The sequence below is a fragment of the uncultured Tenacibaculum sp. genome (genome assembly GCF_947495995.1).
Classification (GTDB): domain Bacteria; phylum Bacteroidota; class Bacteroidia; order Flavobacteriales; family Flavobacteriaceae; genus Polaribacter.
The window spans coordinates 382,473-400,743 of the sequence record NZ_CANMAX010000002.1; the positions used below are offsets into that span (position 1 = coordinate 382,473).

At 30.9% G+C, this 18,271-nt stretch carries 15 protein-coding genes; 13 read left to right on the plus strand and 2 right to left on the minus strand.

What is annotated here, in order from left to right; all coding sequences use genetic code 11:
- Window positions 1–83: 83 nt before the first annotated feature.
- A complete protein-coding gene (locus Q1A15_RS06880; protein ID WP_299620838.1) occupies window positions 84–467 on the plus strand; it encodes an Hsp20 family protein in 384 nt (127 codons plus the stop codon).
- A 139-nt stretch (window positions 468–606) separates the two neighbouring features.
- On the opposite strand, the gene Q1A15_RS06885 is transcribed toward Q1A15_RS06880, so the two are convergent.
- A complete protein-coding gene (locus Q1A15_RS06885; RefSeq protein ID WP_299620841.1) occupies window positions 607–2,622 on the minus strand; it encodes an ATP-binding protein in 2,016 nt (671 codons plus the stop codon).
- 222 nt (window positions 2,623–2,844) lie between these two features.
- On the opposite strand from Q1A15_RS06885, the gene Q1A15_RS06890 reads away from it, so the two are divergent.
- From Q1A15_RS06890 to Q1A15_RS06925, 8 genes are all read left to right on the plus strand, one after another.
- Window positions 2,845–3,687 carry an AraC family transcriptional regulator gene (locus Q1A15_RS06890; protein WP_299620844.1) on the plus strand — a complete coding sequence of 281 codons (843 nt, stop codon included), beginning with the start codon at window positions 2,845–2,847 and terminating at the stop codon, window positions 3,685–3,687.
- 117 nt (window positions 3,688–3,804) lie between these two features.
- Complete coding sequence (locus Q1A15_RS06895; protein WP_299620846.1) at window positions 3,805–4,140, plus strand: nuclear transport factor 2 family protein; 336 nt, start codon at window positions 3,805–3,807, stop codon at window positions 4,138–4,140.
- 17 nt (window positions 4,141–4,157) lie between these two features.
- Entirely contained in the window at window positions 4,158–5,003 is an 846-nt protein-coding gene (locus Q1A15_RS06900) for an enoyl-CoA hydratase/isomerase family protein (protein ID WP_299620849.1), read from the plus strand.
- Between the two features lie 145 nt (window positions 5,004–5,148).
- Window positions 5,149–6,228, plus strand: a complete 1,080-nt coding sequence (locus Q1A15_RS06905) for a bestrophin family ion channel (RefSeq protein WP_299620852.1) — start codon at window positions 5,149–5,151, stop codon at window positions 6,226–6,228.
- 122 nt (window positions 6,229–6,350) lie between these two features.
- Window positions 6,351–6,767, plus strand: coding sequence for an ABA4-like family protein (locus Q1A15_RS06910; RefSeq protein ID WP_299620855.1), 417 nt, complete (start codon window positions 6,351–6,353; stop codon window positions 6,765–6,767).
- Between the two features lie 2 nt (window positions 6,768–6,769).
- Window positions 6,770–7,573 (plus strand): hypothetical protein, encoded by an 804-nt coding sequence (locus tag Q1A15_RS06915; RefSeq protein ID WP_299620858.1) that lies wholly within the window; start codon window positions 6,770–6,772, stop codon window positions 7,571–7,573.
- A gap of 3 nt (window positions 7,574–7,576) precedes the next feature.
- Window positions 7,577–8,647 (plus strand): histidine kinase, encoded by a 1,071-nt coding sequence (locus tag Q1A15_RS06920; protein WP_299620861.1) that lies wholly within the window; start codon window positions 7,577–7,579, stop codon window positions 8,645–8,647.
- Window positions 8,648–8,652: 5 nt separating this feature from the next.
- Window positions 8,653–9,408, plus strand: coding sequence for a LytTR family DNA-binding domain-containing protein (locus tag Q1A15_RS06925; protein WP_299620864.1), 756 nt, complete (start codon window positions 8,653–8,655; stop codon window positions 9,406–9,408).
- A gap of 3 nt (window positions 9,409–9,411) precedes the next feature.
- Here the strand turns inward: Q1A15_RS06925 and Q1A15_RS06930 are convergent, their stop codons facing one another.
- Entirely contained in the window at window positions 9,412–10,326 is a 915-nt protein-coding gene (locus Q1A15_RS06930; RefSeq protein WP_299620867.1) for a LamG-like jellyroll fold domain-containing protein, read from the minus strand.
- 280 nt (window positions 10,327–10,606) lie between these two features.
- Here Q1A15_RS06930 and ggt point away from each other — a divergent pair, with 280 nt between their 5' ends.
- From ggt to Q1A15_RS06950, 4 genes are all read left to right on the plus strand, one after another.
- Entirely contained in the window at window positions 10,607–12,304 is a 1,698-nt protein-coding gene (gene ggt, locus Q1A15_RS06935; RefSeq protein WP_299620870.1) for a gamma-glutamyltransferase, read from the plus strand.
- A gap of 55 nt (window positions 12,305–12,359) precedes the next feature.
- Window positions 12,360–13,763 (plus strand): TIGR00366 family protein, encoded by a 1,404-nt coding sequence (locus Q1A15_RS06940; RefSeq protein WP_299620873.1) that lies wholly within the window; start codon window positions 12,360–12,362, stop codon window positions 13,761–13,763.
- A gap of 1 nt (window position 13,764) precedes the next feature.
- Window positions 13,765–14,931, plus strand: a complete 1,167-nt coding sequence (gene argE / locus Q1A15_RS06945) for an acetylornithine deacetylase (protein WP_299620876.1) — start codon at window positions 13,765–13,767, stop codon at window positions 14,929–14,931.
- 92 nt (window positions 14,932–15,023) lie between these two features.
- A complete protein-coding gene (locus Q1A15_RS06950) occupies window positions 15,024–18,251 on the plus strand; it encodes a glycosyl hydrolase (RefSeq protein WP_299620879.1) in 3,228 nt (1,075 codons plus the stop codon).
- Window positions 18,252–18,271 lie beyond the last annotated feature (20 nt).

The window sequence follows — 18,271 nt, forward strand, 5'->3', positions numbered from 1 at the left end:
CTAAGGTTAAGTGTTTTTTAGCTCTTTGTTATTTATATTGAGCTTGCTACTGAATTATTAAGCTTATAAACTTTATTTTATTTATGTATACTACTAAATTCAATCAAGATTTAACGCCTTGGGTAACTAATGATTACATTAAGTTCAGTAATTACTTTCTTAGAAACAACGATTATTTACCCCCGTTATCGATCAATGAAACTGAAGAAAATTATTCAGTTAAATTAACTTTTTCAAATTCTCTTAAATGGGATTTTAGAGTGTATTACGAAGATAATATGCTAGCCATTTGCGGAGAACGTCCAGAACAGAAAGGACGATCAAGACGTTCAAAAGTTGTACAAGCTTTTAAACGAATCATAGTTCTACCTGAAAATATTATTTCAAAGGATGGAATTAATTATGAATTCTTAAATTGTCAATTAAAGTTTAATCTTGACAAGCAACTTTTCAAAAAGACATCCTAAACTGATATTTATCATATCTCGAATAAACCAGATGCATTAATTTAGTTTTTAGAATTAATTAATGGAAGAAAGGGATATCGATTTAATTAATTTAGGTACTTACTAGGTTAAGCTCTTTTATTTTAATAAGATATAGAGCTTAACCTTTTTCTTTTATCCAAGTAAAACTAATTTTTGTACCATTGCCTTTTTCAGATGCTACTGATATTTTTCCTTGATTTTCAGAAACTAATTTCTTTACAATTGAAAGACCAATTCCTGTACTTTCAACTTCATCATTAGTATTTAACTTGCTGAAAATTTCAAAAATCTTACTATGATATTGAGGATCAATTCCCGGACCATTATCAGCAACAGAAAAAGTATATTCTTTTTCATTCTCGCTAAAATCAATATCTATAATAACTTGTTCTTTATCATTGTATTTAATCGAATTACTCATTAAATTTTGAAATACATGTTCTAATTCAATTCGATTGGCAAATACAGAATAATCTTCTTTCGGAAAATTAATAATACTGTTATTCTGATAATTAATTACCGATGAAATTTCATCTAACAATTCATTTAAACTAAAGGTTTCTCTAGCTTTATCACCTCTAGCTACTTTAGAGTACTCTAATAGCCCATTAATAAGCGCATTCATTTTAGAGATTCGCTCTTTTAATAATTCAAAATACTTCTTAGCGTTATCATCTAATTCAGCTTCTAGATCTTCTTCAATAAATGTAACCAAAGAATGCATTGCTACTAAGGGAGCTTTTAAATCATGAGAAACAATATGATTAAAACTGTCTAACTCTTCATTAAAACTTTCTAATTGTCTTAAGTTTTCTTTTAGTTCAGCATTAATCTCAGTAAGTTGTTTAGATTTTAAAGAGATTTCTTTCTTCTGTTGTAAAGCAAGTGTTGTTGATTTTTCTAACTGTCGGAACGATTTAGAAAAACGAACCATTAAAAGCATCGATAGTAATAAGAATACTGTAACATATCCAAAATTTACATAAACAATAGCATTTTCATTTTTACCTAAGAACACGAAAATATGAATATAAAATACTAATGAACCTAAAAGTGTACTAGCTAACATCAAAATAGAATCGTGTAGCTTACCAGTAATCATTGCTCTAACAATTGTATAGGTAACATATACTAAATTGACAATCATTAGAAGTAAAAAAGGCAAAATTAGATTGGTGAAGTATGGTGGAGGCAAAAGAATTACTGATACCGTAAGTACCCAAAAACTAATTTTAAGAATTTTAGCATAAAATTGATGTACAAATTGCTCGAATATTACAGAGAAAAATAAACTAGCTGTAGTTCCTGCAATAAAGAGAGAAGTGTATTCAATTTTTGTTAGTAAAATCCAACTGATTTCATCAAATATCTCTGTTAAAGGCGCATAACGATCACTTAGTGCCATATAAGCCAAAGAAACACAAGCTATTCCCAAATAAATTATGGCTCTGTCTTTATTCCAATATAGCATAAAGAATAAAATAAAGAATGTACCTATAAATCCTAAACAACCGATAAAAATCATATCGGCTATTATTCGTTTCGATTTTACTGAATGTAAATGAAGACTATCACTAACTTTTAAAGGCTTATCTAAACCACCTTTATTGTGATAAAAATTTGCAACTTGAAATACAATTTCAAATGTAGATTCATTAGTGTTTAAAGGAATAATTTGTGTATGCCTACGATGCAATGTTTCTTTTTTTGTGGTGCCGACTTTTCCGATTTCAGAAGTTAATTTTCCGTTGATCCATAATTTTGAAGAAGCATAAGCAGAAGGAATATATAAAGAGACATTTGGACGATCTTCTGCAATACTAAATGTTAATCGATACGTAGCAAATCCAAATGAAGGTAAATGTTGTCCATCAGGAGATTTAAAGTGCGTCCAGTTATTTAGATCTACAATTGCTAGAGGTTCTTTACCACTAAAATCTCCAGGTTCTATTAATTCTTTCCAATAGAATTCCCAATCAGATTTTAAATCAATTTCATGATGGTTTTTTAATGAAATATCTTTAAGATTGATTGTTAAAGAATCATTTACATATGTATTATTAGCATAACTATTATTCTGAAATAAAAGTATTGCAATACATACATAAACTAATTTCGAATATATATGGTTCAACAACCAGTTTTTCATCGGGGAAATCCTAATATTAGCAATTATACATTCCAATTCACCAAAATAGTTAATTGAACCGATATTATGAAATTATTATCGTTTTCATTATCTAATGTTAATGTGAAATGACTATTTGTTTAGGTAAAGTGTTAATATACTATCATATTTGACCGTTATTGACATGTTTTTGGTTAATGAGTAACTTTACAGTGTATTCGTTATCAAATGCCAAGAACCATATTTGAAAATATAGTTATTCAAAAATTTGAAGAAGTATCTACATTAGAATTTTGTCAGTATACAGCCATTCGTTTTTTTGAAATCCTTTTTATTGAAAAAGGAGAAGGACATATTATTATAAATAATCATAGAGTAAAATATACAGATAAACAGATCTTTATTTTAATTCCTAATGATAAATATAATCTAGAAATAGAAACACCAACAACGGTATCTGCGATTAAGTTTTTAAACAGTTTCTTTAATGAATATTCTTCTGTAGCCCAAGAGTTACAAGTAAAAGAGTGGTTTAGAAAAATTGAAATTATCTTTCAAGGTACCAATAGAACTTCTGAAATACAATTAAGCTCAGAAAATGAAGAAAATGGTGTATTGGCTTTGTTTACTGCATTATGTAATGAATATAGTGATGATACTTTAAAAAGCGAAACAGTATTAAAATCAATACTTCACGCGATTCTACATATAATTTCTAGAAATGTTGTTGTTGTAAAGACTGAAAGTAAAGACTCTAAAATTCAGGAAATACTTAACTATATCCATTTTCATATCCATACTCCTGAAAAGTTGAGTAAAAAGCACTTATCTGAACAATTTAATATTTCAGAAAATTATATAAGTCAGTATTTTAAATCGAAAATGAATATTGGTTTAAAAAAATACATTATTACGTATAAAATTAAACTTGCAGAGACAAGATTAAAGTACACAACGTTAACGATTACAGAAATTGCTCAAGAATTAGGATTTACAGACAGTAGTCATTTAGATAAAACTTTCCTGAATCTTAAAGGTATTACAGCTAAAAAATTTAGAGAAAATCAATAATAGATTATTCCAAAAACTCTAAACCCTCGTTTTTTACTAAAAGCTCATTTTTTCTTACTAAAACAAAGACGTATTGCCATCATAATTTTGCATTGTAACTAATAAACAAAGCTAATTATGAAAAATCCTCAAGCAGTATTTGATAGTCATATGGATGCCGTTGCAACGCTAAATCCAGAACTAGTTATACAAGATTATACTACAGATGCAATATTTATAACTCCAGATAAAACATACAAAGGTCAGCAAGAAATCTTTGAATTTTATAAAGAGTTTCTCCCAAATTTTAAAGACTTCGATTTTATAACTCAAAAGCAAGAAGTTCACGATAACGTTGTGTATTTCGTTTGGCATGGTAAAAATGAATACATCGCTGTTCAATTAGCCACAGATACTTATATCACTGAAAACGGAAAAATTAAACAACACACTTTCGCAGGAATTATCAATTAATAATTAAATAATAAATCATGGATTACAAAAATTTTCAAACTTTTACAGCAGAACAAAAAGGAGGAATCCTTTATGTAACAATCAATTTCGGACCAGTTAATGTTCAAGGTCAAGAAATGTTAGCAGATTTAAGCAGTTTATGTCTTCGTTTAGAAAGAGATAGAACTGTTAAAGTAGTAGTTTTCCAATCTTCAAACGATGGATATTGGGTTTGTCACTACGATACAAACTTATTAAGAGACATGTCTGAAGAAGCTGTACCTAGAAACGAAGTAAAATTATTAGATCTTCAAGCAGTTTTAGAAAGATTAAGCAATGTACCACAAGCAACAATTGCTAAAATAGAAGGTTTTGCACGTGGTGGCGGACATGAAATGGCTTTAGCATTAGATATGCGTTTTGCAGCCAGAGGAAAAGCTAAATTCATGCAAATGGAAGTTGGTATGGGAATTTTACCTTGTGGTGGTGGAGCTTCTCGAATGGCTAGACAAGCAGGTTTAGGTAAAGCTTTAGAAATTATTTTAGGAGCAAGAGATTGGGATGCAGATGAAGCTGAAAAATTCGGAACAATTAATAAAGCTTTAGATGCAGATGAAATCGGACCGTATGTTGATGCTTTAGCAGAACGTATTGCCAAATTCCCAGCAGAATCTATTGAAGCTTGTAAAAGAGCTGTATACGCTTCTATCGATTTACCAATTGCTGATGCTTTAAAGGAAGAGGCGTATCAATTATATCAAGCAACAAGTAAAACTCCAGCAATCAAACGTTTTACTGTAGCCGATGAAAACGGAGCACAATTCGATCACGATAATCAAAAGAATTGGGAAGGTATGTTAATGGATATTCAAGAGATTAACTAAGAAGTAAATCCCTTATTATCATTTAAAGAGACAAATAAAGAAAACTTTACTTGTCTCTTTATCAATTAGAAAAAGAATGTAATTATCTATATCTTAGAAAGAAGAAATCTAATAATGAAATCCTTTCATTTTAACCTAAAATATTATGTATACTAGAAAGAACTATTCTATTAAAAGAATGCTAAGTTGGACAAGGCGTTATATTTATATTTTCGCTTTATTGGCTATTATTCCTGTAGTTTTATACGAAGTATTAAACTGGAAATGGTTACACTTACCATGGCTTCCAATAGGTTTAATTGGTACAGCTTTAGCTTTCATTATTGGTTTTAAAAACAATGCTTCTTATGGTCGTCTTTGGGAAGCTAGAAAAATTTATGGTGGTATTGTAAATGCTTCTCGACTTTTTGCTACTATGGTAAATGATTTTATTACAAATGAATATGCTGTAAAAGACAAAACCGATGAAGAGTTTTTTAAAATTAAAAAAGAATTGATTTTACGTCATGTTGCTTGGATGACTTCTTTAAGACATGCACTACGAGTGAAAAAGCCATGGGAGACGACTTCAAGTAATAGATCAGATAAAGAAGTTATGAAAAAAATGCATATTCAAGAATATGTATATTCTTTAAGTGATGAATTAAAAGGATACTTATCTGAAGAAGAAAAACAAACTGTTTTGAGTATGACGAACAAACAAACTTCTGTATTAAATCTTCAGTCAAAACATATAAAAGAATTAAAATTCCAAGGTTTAATCGATGATTTTCGTCATATGGAATTTAAAAATATGATTGGAGAGTTATTTACGTTACAAGGTAAAGCTGAAAGAATTAAAAACTTTCCATATCCAAGACAATTTGCTACGTTAAACTTATTTTTCGCATGGATTTTCATGATCTTACTTCCATTTGGATTAATGACTGAGTTTGAAAAAATAGGGGAGACCTTGTTAAAAACAGAAGTTACAGGAACGTTATTTAGTTTTATGGCAGATAATTTTATTTGGTTAACTATTCCGTTTAGTATTATAATTTCTTGGATATTCTTCACCATGGAACGTATTGGTGATGTTTCTGAAAATCCTTTTGAAGGAATTGCTAATGATGTTCCTATAACTACAATTTCTAGAGCTATTGAGATCGATATCAGAGAAATGATTGGAGATGATAAAAGTGAAATTCCGAAGCCTCATCCTGAATATGTAAACACTCAGATGTAACATTTTTAGTGGTTTTTCTTTTTTGTGACAATTCAACATTAAAAGACGACAGTTCAAAATATTGAAGTTCTGTTTCTTATATTATGGTGGCATATTTGACTATCAATTTTAAATAATTCAATATGACACCATCTGAAGTTTTTTCTATTTCTGGCATGCTAGCCATGCCGATGTGGATTTTAATGATTTTTTTACCGAAATGGAAGGTAACTCGATTTTTAATCGATTTTAAAATTATTCCTTTATTGTTATCAATAATTTATGCGATTTATATCTTTATTTCAATACGACAGGGAGGAATGATGGATTTTGGAAGTTTAGCTTCTGTAATGCAATTATTCACTGTAGAAAATGCAGTATTGGCTGGTTGGGTTCATTATTTAGCTTTCGATCTTGTTGTTGGAATGTGGATGTTAGTTCAAAACAAAGAACTTAAAATTCATCCTGTAGTAATGGCTCCATGTTTATTTGGAACATTCATGTTCGGACCAATTGGTTTTCTTTTATTCATGATTATCAAATTCATAAAAAAGGCATAGTCATGAAAAAGTATATCACACACGTATTCAGTACAGTAAGAAAAGAAAGTCCTATACTTTATAGTATTGTTTTAGCTCATCTAATTTTCGCTATTATTGCTATTGTTGGAGTTTTTGTTGATGACAGAGCTTTAATGGGAGTAAATGTTTGGATTAAACCTTTAAAATTCTTGATTTCTGGAGCAATTTATATTTTGACTCTTGGATATTTCATGACCTTATATCCTTTTTCTAAACTAAAGAAAAATATACTTAATAATATTGTTTCGTGGACTTTATTAATTGAAACCGGAATTATAGTAACGCAAGGAATAAGAGGTGTTAAATCACATTATAATCAGTCTTCTCTATTAGATGGTTTGCTATTTGCAGCTATGGGAATTTTAGTTGCTATTAATGTTTTAATTATGATACTTTTCATTTTTGAAACAATTAGATTAAAGCTTAAAGTTGAAAAATCAGTTCAATGGGCAATATTAATGGGATGGATTATTATTGTTGCTGGAAGTTGGGTTGGTGGACAAATGATTAGTCAATTAGCTCATAACGTTGGTGTAGCTGATGGAGGAGAAGGTTTACCTTTAGTAAATTGGAGTACAATTGCAGGAGATTTAAGAGTAGCTCATTTTTTTGGTTTGCACGGCTTACAAATAATTCCTTTATTAGCATTTCTAGTATCTAAAAAATGGAAAACAACAGATCGTAATAAAATTATTGTTGTTACTATTTTTGGATTATCATATGCTTTGTGGATTGCCTTTACATTTTATCAAGCTAAGCAAGGTTTACCTTTTATACGACTATAAGTTATGAAATTGTTCAATAAAGAGAAACGCATACAGTATTTAGGTTTTAACGACTTTTGGTTTAGTACTATTGGTATTATTGTCATCAGTTTTGTTACGAGCTTTCTTTTTAATGATATGTCGATGGATAATCCTTTTATCATTTTATTTATTCGATGGAGTTCTTCATTATTCTTTACAATTATAGATTGGTTTGTTATTAGAGCTATTTTAATCTTTTTGAGAAGAAAATTCCCAGATTTTAAAGATGATTTTAAACGTATTTCAATACTTTTTATAGCTATTGTTACAGTAATTTTTGCTGCAGATTTCTTTGGTAACTATTTTCTGACTTATTTCTTTAGTCTTTTTGATATTACCTCAAGACATACTATGAGTTTTAAAGTACTGTTAGCAATAACAATTATAGTAGTTATGGATATGGCGATTTATGAAGCTATTTATTATTATGTTCGATTGAAAAAGTCTATACGAGAAGAAGAACAAACCAAACAGGTAATGATTCAAGCTCAGTTAGATACATTGAGAAATCAAGCACAGCCACACTTTTTATTCAATAGTTTAAATACATTACGAGATATTATTGATGTTGAAGACAAAGAAGATGCAAAAATATTTGTAGATAAACTTTCTGATGTGTATCGTTTTATTCTAGAATCAGGGAATTCTAACTTACTACAGTTACAAGATGAATTAAAGTTTGTTAAATCATATATTCATATTCAAAAAGAACGATTTGGAGATAATTTAGTAGTGGATTGGAAAATTAAAGATCAAGCTTTAACAATGATGATTATTCCAATGAGTTTACAACTTTTAATAGAAAATGCAATTAAACATAATGTAGTCTCAAAATCGAAACCTTTAATAATTACGGTAAAAACCGATGAAAATCAGTTAATTGTTAGTAATAGAATTCAGAAAAAATCAACACAATTACCTTCAACAAAAATTGGATTAAAAAATATCGTTAAGCGTTATAATTTACTATCAAACAAATCTATTGAAGTGAATAACGATGGTGAATTTTTCACTGTTACATTACCTTTATTAAAACTATCTGATCAAAAATAAAAGCAATGAAAATATTAATTATTGAAGATGAACCAAGAGCAGCAAGACAATTACAAAACTTGCTAAAAAAAAGTGCTTTTAACTTTGAATTACTTGAGGTTATAGATGCTGTTGAAGATGCTGTAATTTGGTTTAAAGAAAATTCTGATCCAGATTTAGTTTTTATGGACATACAACTTGCTGATGGTTTGAGTTTTGAAATCTTTCAGAAAATAGAAATAGAAGCTCCAATTATTTTCACTACTGCTTTCGATCAATATGCAATTCAGGCGTTTAAGGTAAATAGTATTGATTATTTATTGAAACCAATTCAACAAGTTGATTTAGAAAATGCACTTCAGAAATTTCAAAAAAAGAATAAGACAACAACAGCAATTGCGCCAACAGTTTTAAAAGAATTATTGAATAGCATTCAAACTCCTCAGAAAAGGTCTGGTATTTTGGTAAAAGAAGGTAGCGGTTTTGTACAAATAAGAACTACAGAACTTTTATATGTGTATTCGCAAGATAGCATTACGTTTGGCGTTACAAATAATAAAAGATATATAATAGATGAGACTATTGATCAACTATTTAACTCTTTAGATGAAACTAAATTTTATAAGATAAATAGAGGACAAATAGTCTCAAAATTTTCGATTCAAAAAATAGAACCATATTTTAATCATCGCGTAAAATTAGCTTTACTAAACCCAAGAGATCAGGAATTTATAGTAAGCCGACAAAAAACGAGTGATTTTAAAGCATGGCTAAATTCTTAGTTTTTATTTTTCAGTTAAAATACTTTGAACTCCGTTTTCTAAACCGTACAAAGTTTTAATCTCTTTATAAGTAAGATTTCTGTTGAAAATTGATAAATCATCAAAAAGACCGATATAACCTAAACCTAAGTAAATATTCGATTTAGATACTTCCCAAGTGAAAGGAGTATCAATTTGTTCACGCGTTCCTTTAAGTTCTCCATTCATGTATAAAGAAGCTTTTCCTTCTTTTGTATTTAAACCAGAAAAGTTGATTAAAATATGAGTCCATTTACCTGTTCCAAAAGGTGGATTCTTCACTCCAGTCAATCTTTTATTGAAAATAGGGTTTTCGTTATCTGGACCTTCAGGATTTGGATTCCAAACATCTCTGTCTCCAATAACTCCTAATCTAAAATCACGTGGATTTTCTTTAGTGAAATCTACCCAAATTGCGGCATCGTTATAACTTACATCTGTAATTTGAATAGGATCACAATATCCTGGTTTTAAATCCACAGCAGGATCTAAACTTAACCAAAAAGATACAGCTCCATTCCAATTTTCTTTACTGTAATTAATGTTTTTCTCACTAGGGTAATAAATGTTTCCAGAACTACGCTCGGTAAATACCAAACCAGCTCCATATTTACCTTTTCCATCTTGTCTAGTAATATCAGGTTTATGTAATCCAACTTTAGCTGAATCTACAGCTTTTCTGCTAGGAATAGTATACATTTGTTTGTCTCCAAGAGCAAAATCTGCGGTTACATCTTTATCAAACGAAGCATAAAATGTTAAGGCAGCTTTTAAATCAGTTTTAGTCGTGTCTTTTTTAATTTCTTCTTTTTCTTTTTGTTCTTGTTTACAAGAAAACAGTATTAAAAGTAATGTACTTCCAGCAAGTATTTGTTTAAGTTTAAAAGTAAATAGATTCATGATGATTTGGTTAAATACAATTATTTCTCGTAAAGTTATAAATCTATTTTTTAATTATAGATACTAATTATGTTTCAACAAGTAAAAACAACTTTTCAATAAAAAATGTTATTTATTGAAAAGCTGTGAATTGGATAAAAACTAAATAGAAGAAAGATTTCAAAAAGTGAATGTTATAAATAACATTTTACCAAGTCTTGTTAAATCTTATCATTATGATAAATAATCTCTGTTTTCTTTAGTATTTTAGGGGTTAACCAAATAATGAAATCTAAAGTCAATGAAAAATATATTTCTATATACATTTTGTGCACTTTTTGCTATACAATTTTTAAATGCTCAAGATAGGATTACGGGAAAATCTTTTGCTACACGTTCTGAAGTATTAGGACAAAATGGAATGGTGGCTACCAGTCATCCTATCGCAACACAAGTAGGTTTAGATATCCTAAAAAAAGGAGGAAATGCAATTGATGCTGTCATTGCAGCCAATGCAGCTCTAGGATTGATGGAACCTACAGGATGTGGAATTGGTGGAGATCTTTTCGCAATTGTTTGGGACGGAAAGACTAAGAAACTTTACGGTTTAAATGCTAGTGGACGTTCACCAAAGAATCTTACACTTGAGTACTTTGAAAAACAAAACATGAAGAAAATTCCATCTCATGGAGCTTTACCGGTAAGTGTTCCTGGAGCTGTCGATGGATGGTTTGAATTGCACAAAAAGTTTGGTTCTAAACCAATGACAGAAATTTTGGCTCCTGCAATTGATTATGCAGAGAAAGGGTTTCCACTAACAGAACTAATTGCTTGGTATTTAAACAGAAGTATTCCTTTTTATCAGTCAAAAAACTTTCCGAATTTAAAAGAAACTTATATAAATCAAAATGGAGGGAAATTACCAAATGAAGGAGAAATTTATAAAAATCCGTTTTTAGCTAATACTTATAGAAAAATAGCAAAAGGAGGAAGAGATGCTTTTTACAAAGGTAATATCGCAAAAACTATAGGGAAATTCATAAAAGAACAAGGTGGATTTTTATCAGAAAAAGATTTAGCAGCTCATAAATCAGAATGGGTTCAACCTGTTTCAGTGAATTATAGAGGTTACGATGTTTGGGAATTACCTCCAAACGGACAAGGAATTGCGGCTTTACAAATGCTTCAGATTTTAAAAGGTTACGATTTTTCAAATATAGAATTTGGAAGTGCAGAGCATTTGCATTTATTTACTGAAGCTAAAAAAATAGCTTTTGAAGATCGTGCAAAATATTATGCAGACATGGACTTTTTTAAAGTTCCTGTTGAAGAATTATTATCGGATACATATGCAGATAAGAGAAGAAAAGAAATAGGAAAACGAGCTGGGAAATATTCTGCTGGTAAAATTTCTGCTGGAGAAACAATTTATATGACTGTTGCTGATAAAAATGGAACAATGATTTCATTAATTCAGAGTAATTATCGTGGTATGGGTTCAGGTATGGTTCCTCCAAAATTAGGATTCATGTTACAAGATAGAGGAGAGCTGTTTAGTTTAAAAAGAGGTCAGGCAAATACTTACGAACCTGGTAAACGTCCTTTTCATACAATTATTCCTGCTTTCATTACTAAAGATGGAAAACCTTTTGTGAGTTTCGGAGTTATGGGTGGAGATTTTCAACCTATGGGACATACACAAATTGTGATGAATTTAATTGACTTCGGAATGAATCTTCAAGAAGCAGGTGATGCTCCAAGGTTTGATCATACTGGCGGTGCTAGTCCAATGGGAGCGATTACAACTAATACAGGAACGGTTAGAACAGAATCAGGAATTCCTTACACTACAATTCGAGGATTAATGGATCGTGGTCACAGAATTGGTACTGCTAGAGGGATTTACGGTGGTTATCAAGCAATTTTATGGGACGATATAAATAAAGTCTATCATGGAGCTTCTGAAAGTCGTAAAGACGGACAAGCGGCTGGATATTAAAATTACAATATATTTATAACAATAAATTTTATATAAATATTGCCGTAATTAACTAATGAATAATCAGTCAGAATCTAAATTGTCTTTTTTTAAACGAATACCTCACGCAATAACAATGCTATTTGGTATTATCATTTTCATCACACTTTTAACTTACCTACTTCCGGCAGGAATGTATGAAAGAATTATAGTAAATGGAAAAAGCACAGTTGTACCTAATTCTTATAAAACGATTGCATCTACGCCAATTGGAATATTGGATATGTTTAAAGCCATTCCTTTAGGATTTAAAGCTGCTGTAGAAATTATTTTTATTGTACTAGCAGGTGGAATTATGTTTGGTTTTATGGATAAAACTAAAGCCGTTGAAAATGCTGTAGGAACTTTAGTGAAAAAATTAGGTTTAAAAAATAAATACTTAATTATTGTAATTATGACGTTCATCTATGGCTTACTTGGTATTGCCATAGGTTACGAGAATAATATTGCAATGGTGCCAATTGCAGCCGTTCTAAGTTTAGCTTTAGGCGGCGATTTAATTCTAGCAGCTGGTATTTCAGTTGGAGCAATGACAGTAGGTTTCGGTTTATCACCAATTAATGCTTATACTGTTGGAACTGGACATAAAATTGCAGAATTACCAATGTTTTCTGGAGCTTTATTACGAAGTATTCTTTGTTTTACAGCATTATCAATAATGGCGTATTATAACGTACGTTATTTTAAAAAAATTACTTCAGATCCAAATAAAAGTCTAGGCAAAGATCTTGATACAAGTGAATTGTCTTTATCCAAACCAATAGATCAATATAAATTAACAACTAATAATTGGTTGGTTATTTCTATCTTTTTTATCGGCTTATCCATTATTTTATATGGAGTTTTTAACCTGAATTGGTACATAAACGAACTCTCGGCTGTATTTCTAATGATTGCACTTTTAAGTGGTTTAGTCTCAAAAATGAGTGCAACAAAAATGAGTGAAACGGTTTTAAAATCAGTAAGTATTGCCGCACCAGGTGCTTTTATGGTAGGTTTTGCAACTTCTATAAAAGTATTAATGGAAATGGGAAATATTGGTGATACAATATCTTATCAACTTTCTACAATTCTAGAAGGTTTGCCATTACACGCATCAGCTGTTTGTATGGCAATTTCACAATCAGTTATTAACTTTTTTATACCTTCTGGAAGCGGACAAGCATTAGCGACTTTACCGGTTATGCTTCCTCTTGGAGAATCATTAGGTTTAACACGACAAGTAACAATTTTGGCATTTCAAATAGGAGACGGATTATCAAATTTAATTAATCCGACTTTAGGCGGACTCATAGCAATGTTGAGTATGTGTAGAGTTCCTATAGATCGATGGATCCGATTTATATTTCCAGTATTAATCAGTTTAATCGGAATTGCCTTTTTATCATTAATTATAGCAGTAGCAATAAATTATAGCTAATATGACCATAGAAAAAATTCTAGCAAAACTAGTATCATTTCCAGTACTTGGAGGTGAAAGTAATTTAAATATTATTCATTGGATTCAAGAATATATCGAATCATTTGGAGTAGAAACACATTTGGTTCCTAATGAAGAAGGAAATAAAGCTTCTTTACATTGTAGAATTGGTCCTGCTGTTGATGGTGGCGTAATTCTATCTGGTCATACTGATGTTGTTCCTGTAGCTGGTCAAAAATGGGAAACAGATCCTTTCACATTAATAGATAAAGGAGATGGAAAACTTTATGGTAGAGGATCTTGTGATATGAAAGGTTTTGTCGCTTGTTGTTTAGCTGTATTACCTGAAATGATTAAAGCTAACTTAAAAAAACCAATCTATTTTGCTTTTTCTTATGATGAAGAAATTGGTTGTTTAGCGGGAACTGAACTGGCAAACACAATTAAAAACTTTTACAAAGAAACTCCGAAATATGCAATCATTGGCGAACCTTCTTTAATGGAACCTATTGTTGGGCAAAAAGGAATTTATATTCTAGAAACTTATGTTAGTGGTTCAGAAGGTCACAGCAGTCGAATAAAACAAGAAGTTAGTGCTATTCACGAATCGATGCGTTTAATTCTTTGGTTAGAGAATAAAATGAATCAGTTAATTGCTGATAAACAATTTGACGATCGTTTTCATCCTCCACATTCTACAATTCATATTGGCCAAGTAAGTGGTGGAATTGCACCAAATATTATTGCAGATAAAGCTCATTTTTACTGGGACTTACGTACCGTTCCTATGGATGATGTATATGAAATTGTTGCTGAATTTGAAGCATATTGTAGAGAAAGAGAATCAGAATTAAAAAAAGTATTTCCAGATTTTTCTATTAAAACTATTGAAAATCATCCATCTGTTCCACATTTAGATACAAAAAATGATGCAGACGTTGTCAATTTAATTAAAAATATATGTGGACGTTCGAAATTAAATACAGTGGCTTATGCTTCGGAAGCTGGTCAGTTTGCAAATGAAGGTTTTCAATCTGTAATTTGCGGACCAGGATCTATAGCACAAGCACATAGAGCTAATGAGTTTATAGCAAAAGAACAATTAGAAAAAGGAGTTGAAATGATAGAAAAATTAGTTCAGGAATTATCTTCTGAAACTTTCAAATAAAAATAGACTAAGAAAAAGAGATTGTTTGCAGTGAAATAGAAAATATATAATTAGAGAAAATTAAACCAGCCTAATCATATAAATCTAAAACAATGAATTCAATTTCAAAATTATTAATTGCATTCGGGCTTATGCTTCTAATAATTCCATTACAAGCCCAAAAAATTAGTAGTAAAACCTTTAGTGGTTTGCCGCTTAGAAATATCGGACCAGCTTTTACTTCTGGAAGAATTGCAGATATTGCTATTCATCCTAAAAATGAAAATGTTTGGTATGTAGCTGTTGGTTCTGGTGGTGTTTGGAAAACTACAAACTCAGGAACTACTTGGAAACCAATTTTTGATCAGCAAAAATCATATTCAATTGGTGCTATAACTATCGATCCAAACAATCCACATACAATTTGGGTTGGAACTGGAGAAAATGTTGGTGGTCGTCATGTGGCTTTCGGAGATGGTATTTATGTAAGTCATGATGATGGAGCGAGCTGGAAAAATATGGGATTAAAAAACTCAGAGCATTTATCAAAAATCGTAGTACATCCAGAAGATTCTAATATTATTTGGGCTGTTTCTCAAGGTCCGTTATGGACTTCAGGTGGTGAACGTGGAGTTTATAAATCAATAGATGGAGGAAAAACATGGAAAAGAACTTTAGGAGATAACAAATGGGTTGGAGCTACCGATTTAGTTATGGATCCTAGAAATGCTGATGTTTTATATGCAGCTACTTGGCAACGCCAGCGAATTGTTGCAGGATATTTAGGTGGAGGACCAGGTTCTGGAATTCACAAAAGTACTGACGGAGGTGAAACTTGGACAAAATTAAAAAAAGGAATTCCTGGTTCTAACTTAGGAAAAGTTGGTTTAGCTATTTCTCCTTTTAATCCAGATGTTATTTATGCTGCAATTGAGTTAGATAGAAGAAAAGGAGGACTTTTTATGTCTACAAACAGAGGTGAATCTTGGAAAAAACAATCTAACGCAGTTTCTGGTGGTACTGGTCCACATTATTATCAAGAACTATATGCGTCTCCTCATCATGAAGGAAAATTGTTTTTAATGAATAATTACGTGCAAATTTCAGACGATCATGGTAAAACATTTTATACTATGAATGAGCGTAATAAGCACGTAGATAGCCATGCTATGGCTTTTAAAACTTCAGACCCTAATTATGTTTTATTTGGAACTGACGGTGGTTTATATGAAAGTTTTGATTTAACTAAAAGCTGGAAATTCATTAGAAATTTACCAATTACTCAGTATTTTAAATTAGCTGTTGATGATTCTAAACCGTTTTATAAAATATACGGTGGAACTCAAGATAATGGATCACATGGTGGACCGTCACAAACAATTTATTCAGATGGAATTACAAATGGTGATTGGTGGAAAACTTTAGGAGCTGACGGACATCAATCTGCTATTGAGCCAGGTAACCCGAATATCACTTATGGTGAATTTCAACAAGGAGCACTTTGGAGAATAGATCAAACAACAAAAGAAACGGTATTTATTCAACCTCAAGCTTTAGAAGGAGATCCTTTCGAACGTTTTAATTGGGATGCACCAATTTTAGTAAGTCCACATAATCCAAAACGTTTATTCTTTGCTTCTCAACGTGTTTGGCGTTCAGAAAATAGAGGAGATGATTGGACTCCAATTTCTAAAGATTTAACTTTAAATCAAGAACGTATTACTTTACCATATTACGGAAAACAACAAAGTTGGGATAATGCATGGGATGTATATGCAATGTCTAACTATAATACGATTACATCTTTAGCTGAGTCACCAAAACAAGAAGGTTTATTATATGCTGGAACAGATGATGGAATTATTCAAACTACTGAAGATGGAGGAAATACTTGGAGAAAATCCTCATTAAACACTGTAAAAGGGTTAGGTTTTGTTCCTTTTGTTAATGATGTTCGTGCCGATTTATTTGATGCAAATGTAGTATATGCAGCTGTTGACAATCATAAATATGGAGATTATAAACCTTATATTCTTAAGAGTACAAATAAAGGAAAAAGTTGGTCGATCATCAGTGGAGATTTACCAGAACGATTATTAGTTTGGAGGTTAGTACAAGATCATGTAAATAAAGATTTAATTTTCGCAGCTACAGAATATGGTATTTATTTTACTTACAACGGCGGAACAAATTGGATACAATTAAAAGGAGGAGTTCCAACAATTTCTTTTAGAGATATTACAATTCAACGTAGAGAAAATGATTTAGTTGGAGCATCTTTCGGTAGAGGATTTTTTGTATTAGATGATATTACACCATTACGTAACTTCAATAAATCTATGCTATCAAAAGAAGCGACATTGTTTCCTATAAAAGATGCATATTGGTATAAACAAGCAAGTAGAGTTGGAAGTCAAGGAGATGCTGAATATAAAGCACCAAATCCAGCTTACGGAGCTCGTTTTACATATTTCATGTCAGATAAAGTAAAATCTTTAAAAGACGAACGTAAAGCAAGAGAGAAAAATAATACTGATTTCCCAGGATGGGAAGCTATTGAAAAAGAAACAAATCAAGAAAAACCAAGTATTGAATTGTTAATTAAAGATGCTTCAGGTAAGTTGGTAAATACAGTTAAAGGAACAAACAAAAAAGGATTTAACCGAGTGAACTGGAGACTTAATTATCCAAGTAAAAACGGAGAACGATTAAACGTAAGAGGCGGTAATCGATTTTTTGGCGGCGGACCTTTAGTAACTCCTGGTACGTACACGGCGACACTTGTAAAACGCGTGGATGGTGTAACTACTATACTAGAAGCGCCAAAAGAATTTAAAGTAATTCCTATGTATGAAGGAGCTTTACCAAGAAAATCATATAATGAAATGAATACGTTTAGAGAAGACGTATTTGCTTTCAGACAAGATTTAACAGCTACCAACATTGAGATGAGGAAGCAATTACAGAAAATTTCAGCAATGAAACGTGCTGCACATAAAACAACAGCGCCAAATGATGCTTTATTAAAAGATATAAATAAGGTTAGATTAGACTTACTAGCGATTCAAAAAGAACTAGGAGGCGATCCTGTAAAAGATTTAATCGGAGAAAAATCAAACCCTAATGCGGGTGAAGGAACTAGTATTTCGTGGAGAGCTTTTACAAGTACATACGGACCAACTGGAACTCATAAAGGTTTTTTAAGAAGAGTTAAGAGTCAATTACAAAAAGTAAAAACTAAATTAAACACTGTACTAAATACAACAATGCCAGGAATTGAGCGACGTCTTAAACAAGCTGGAGCTCCTTGGATTGAAGGTCAGGGATTAATTAATAACTAGTTTATTGTAAAAATATAAAG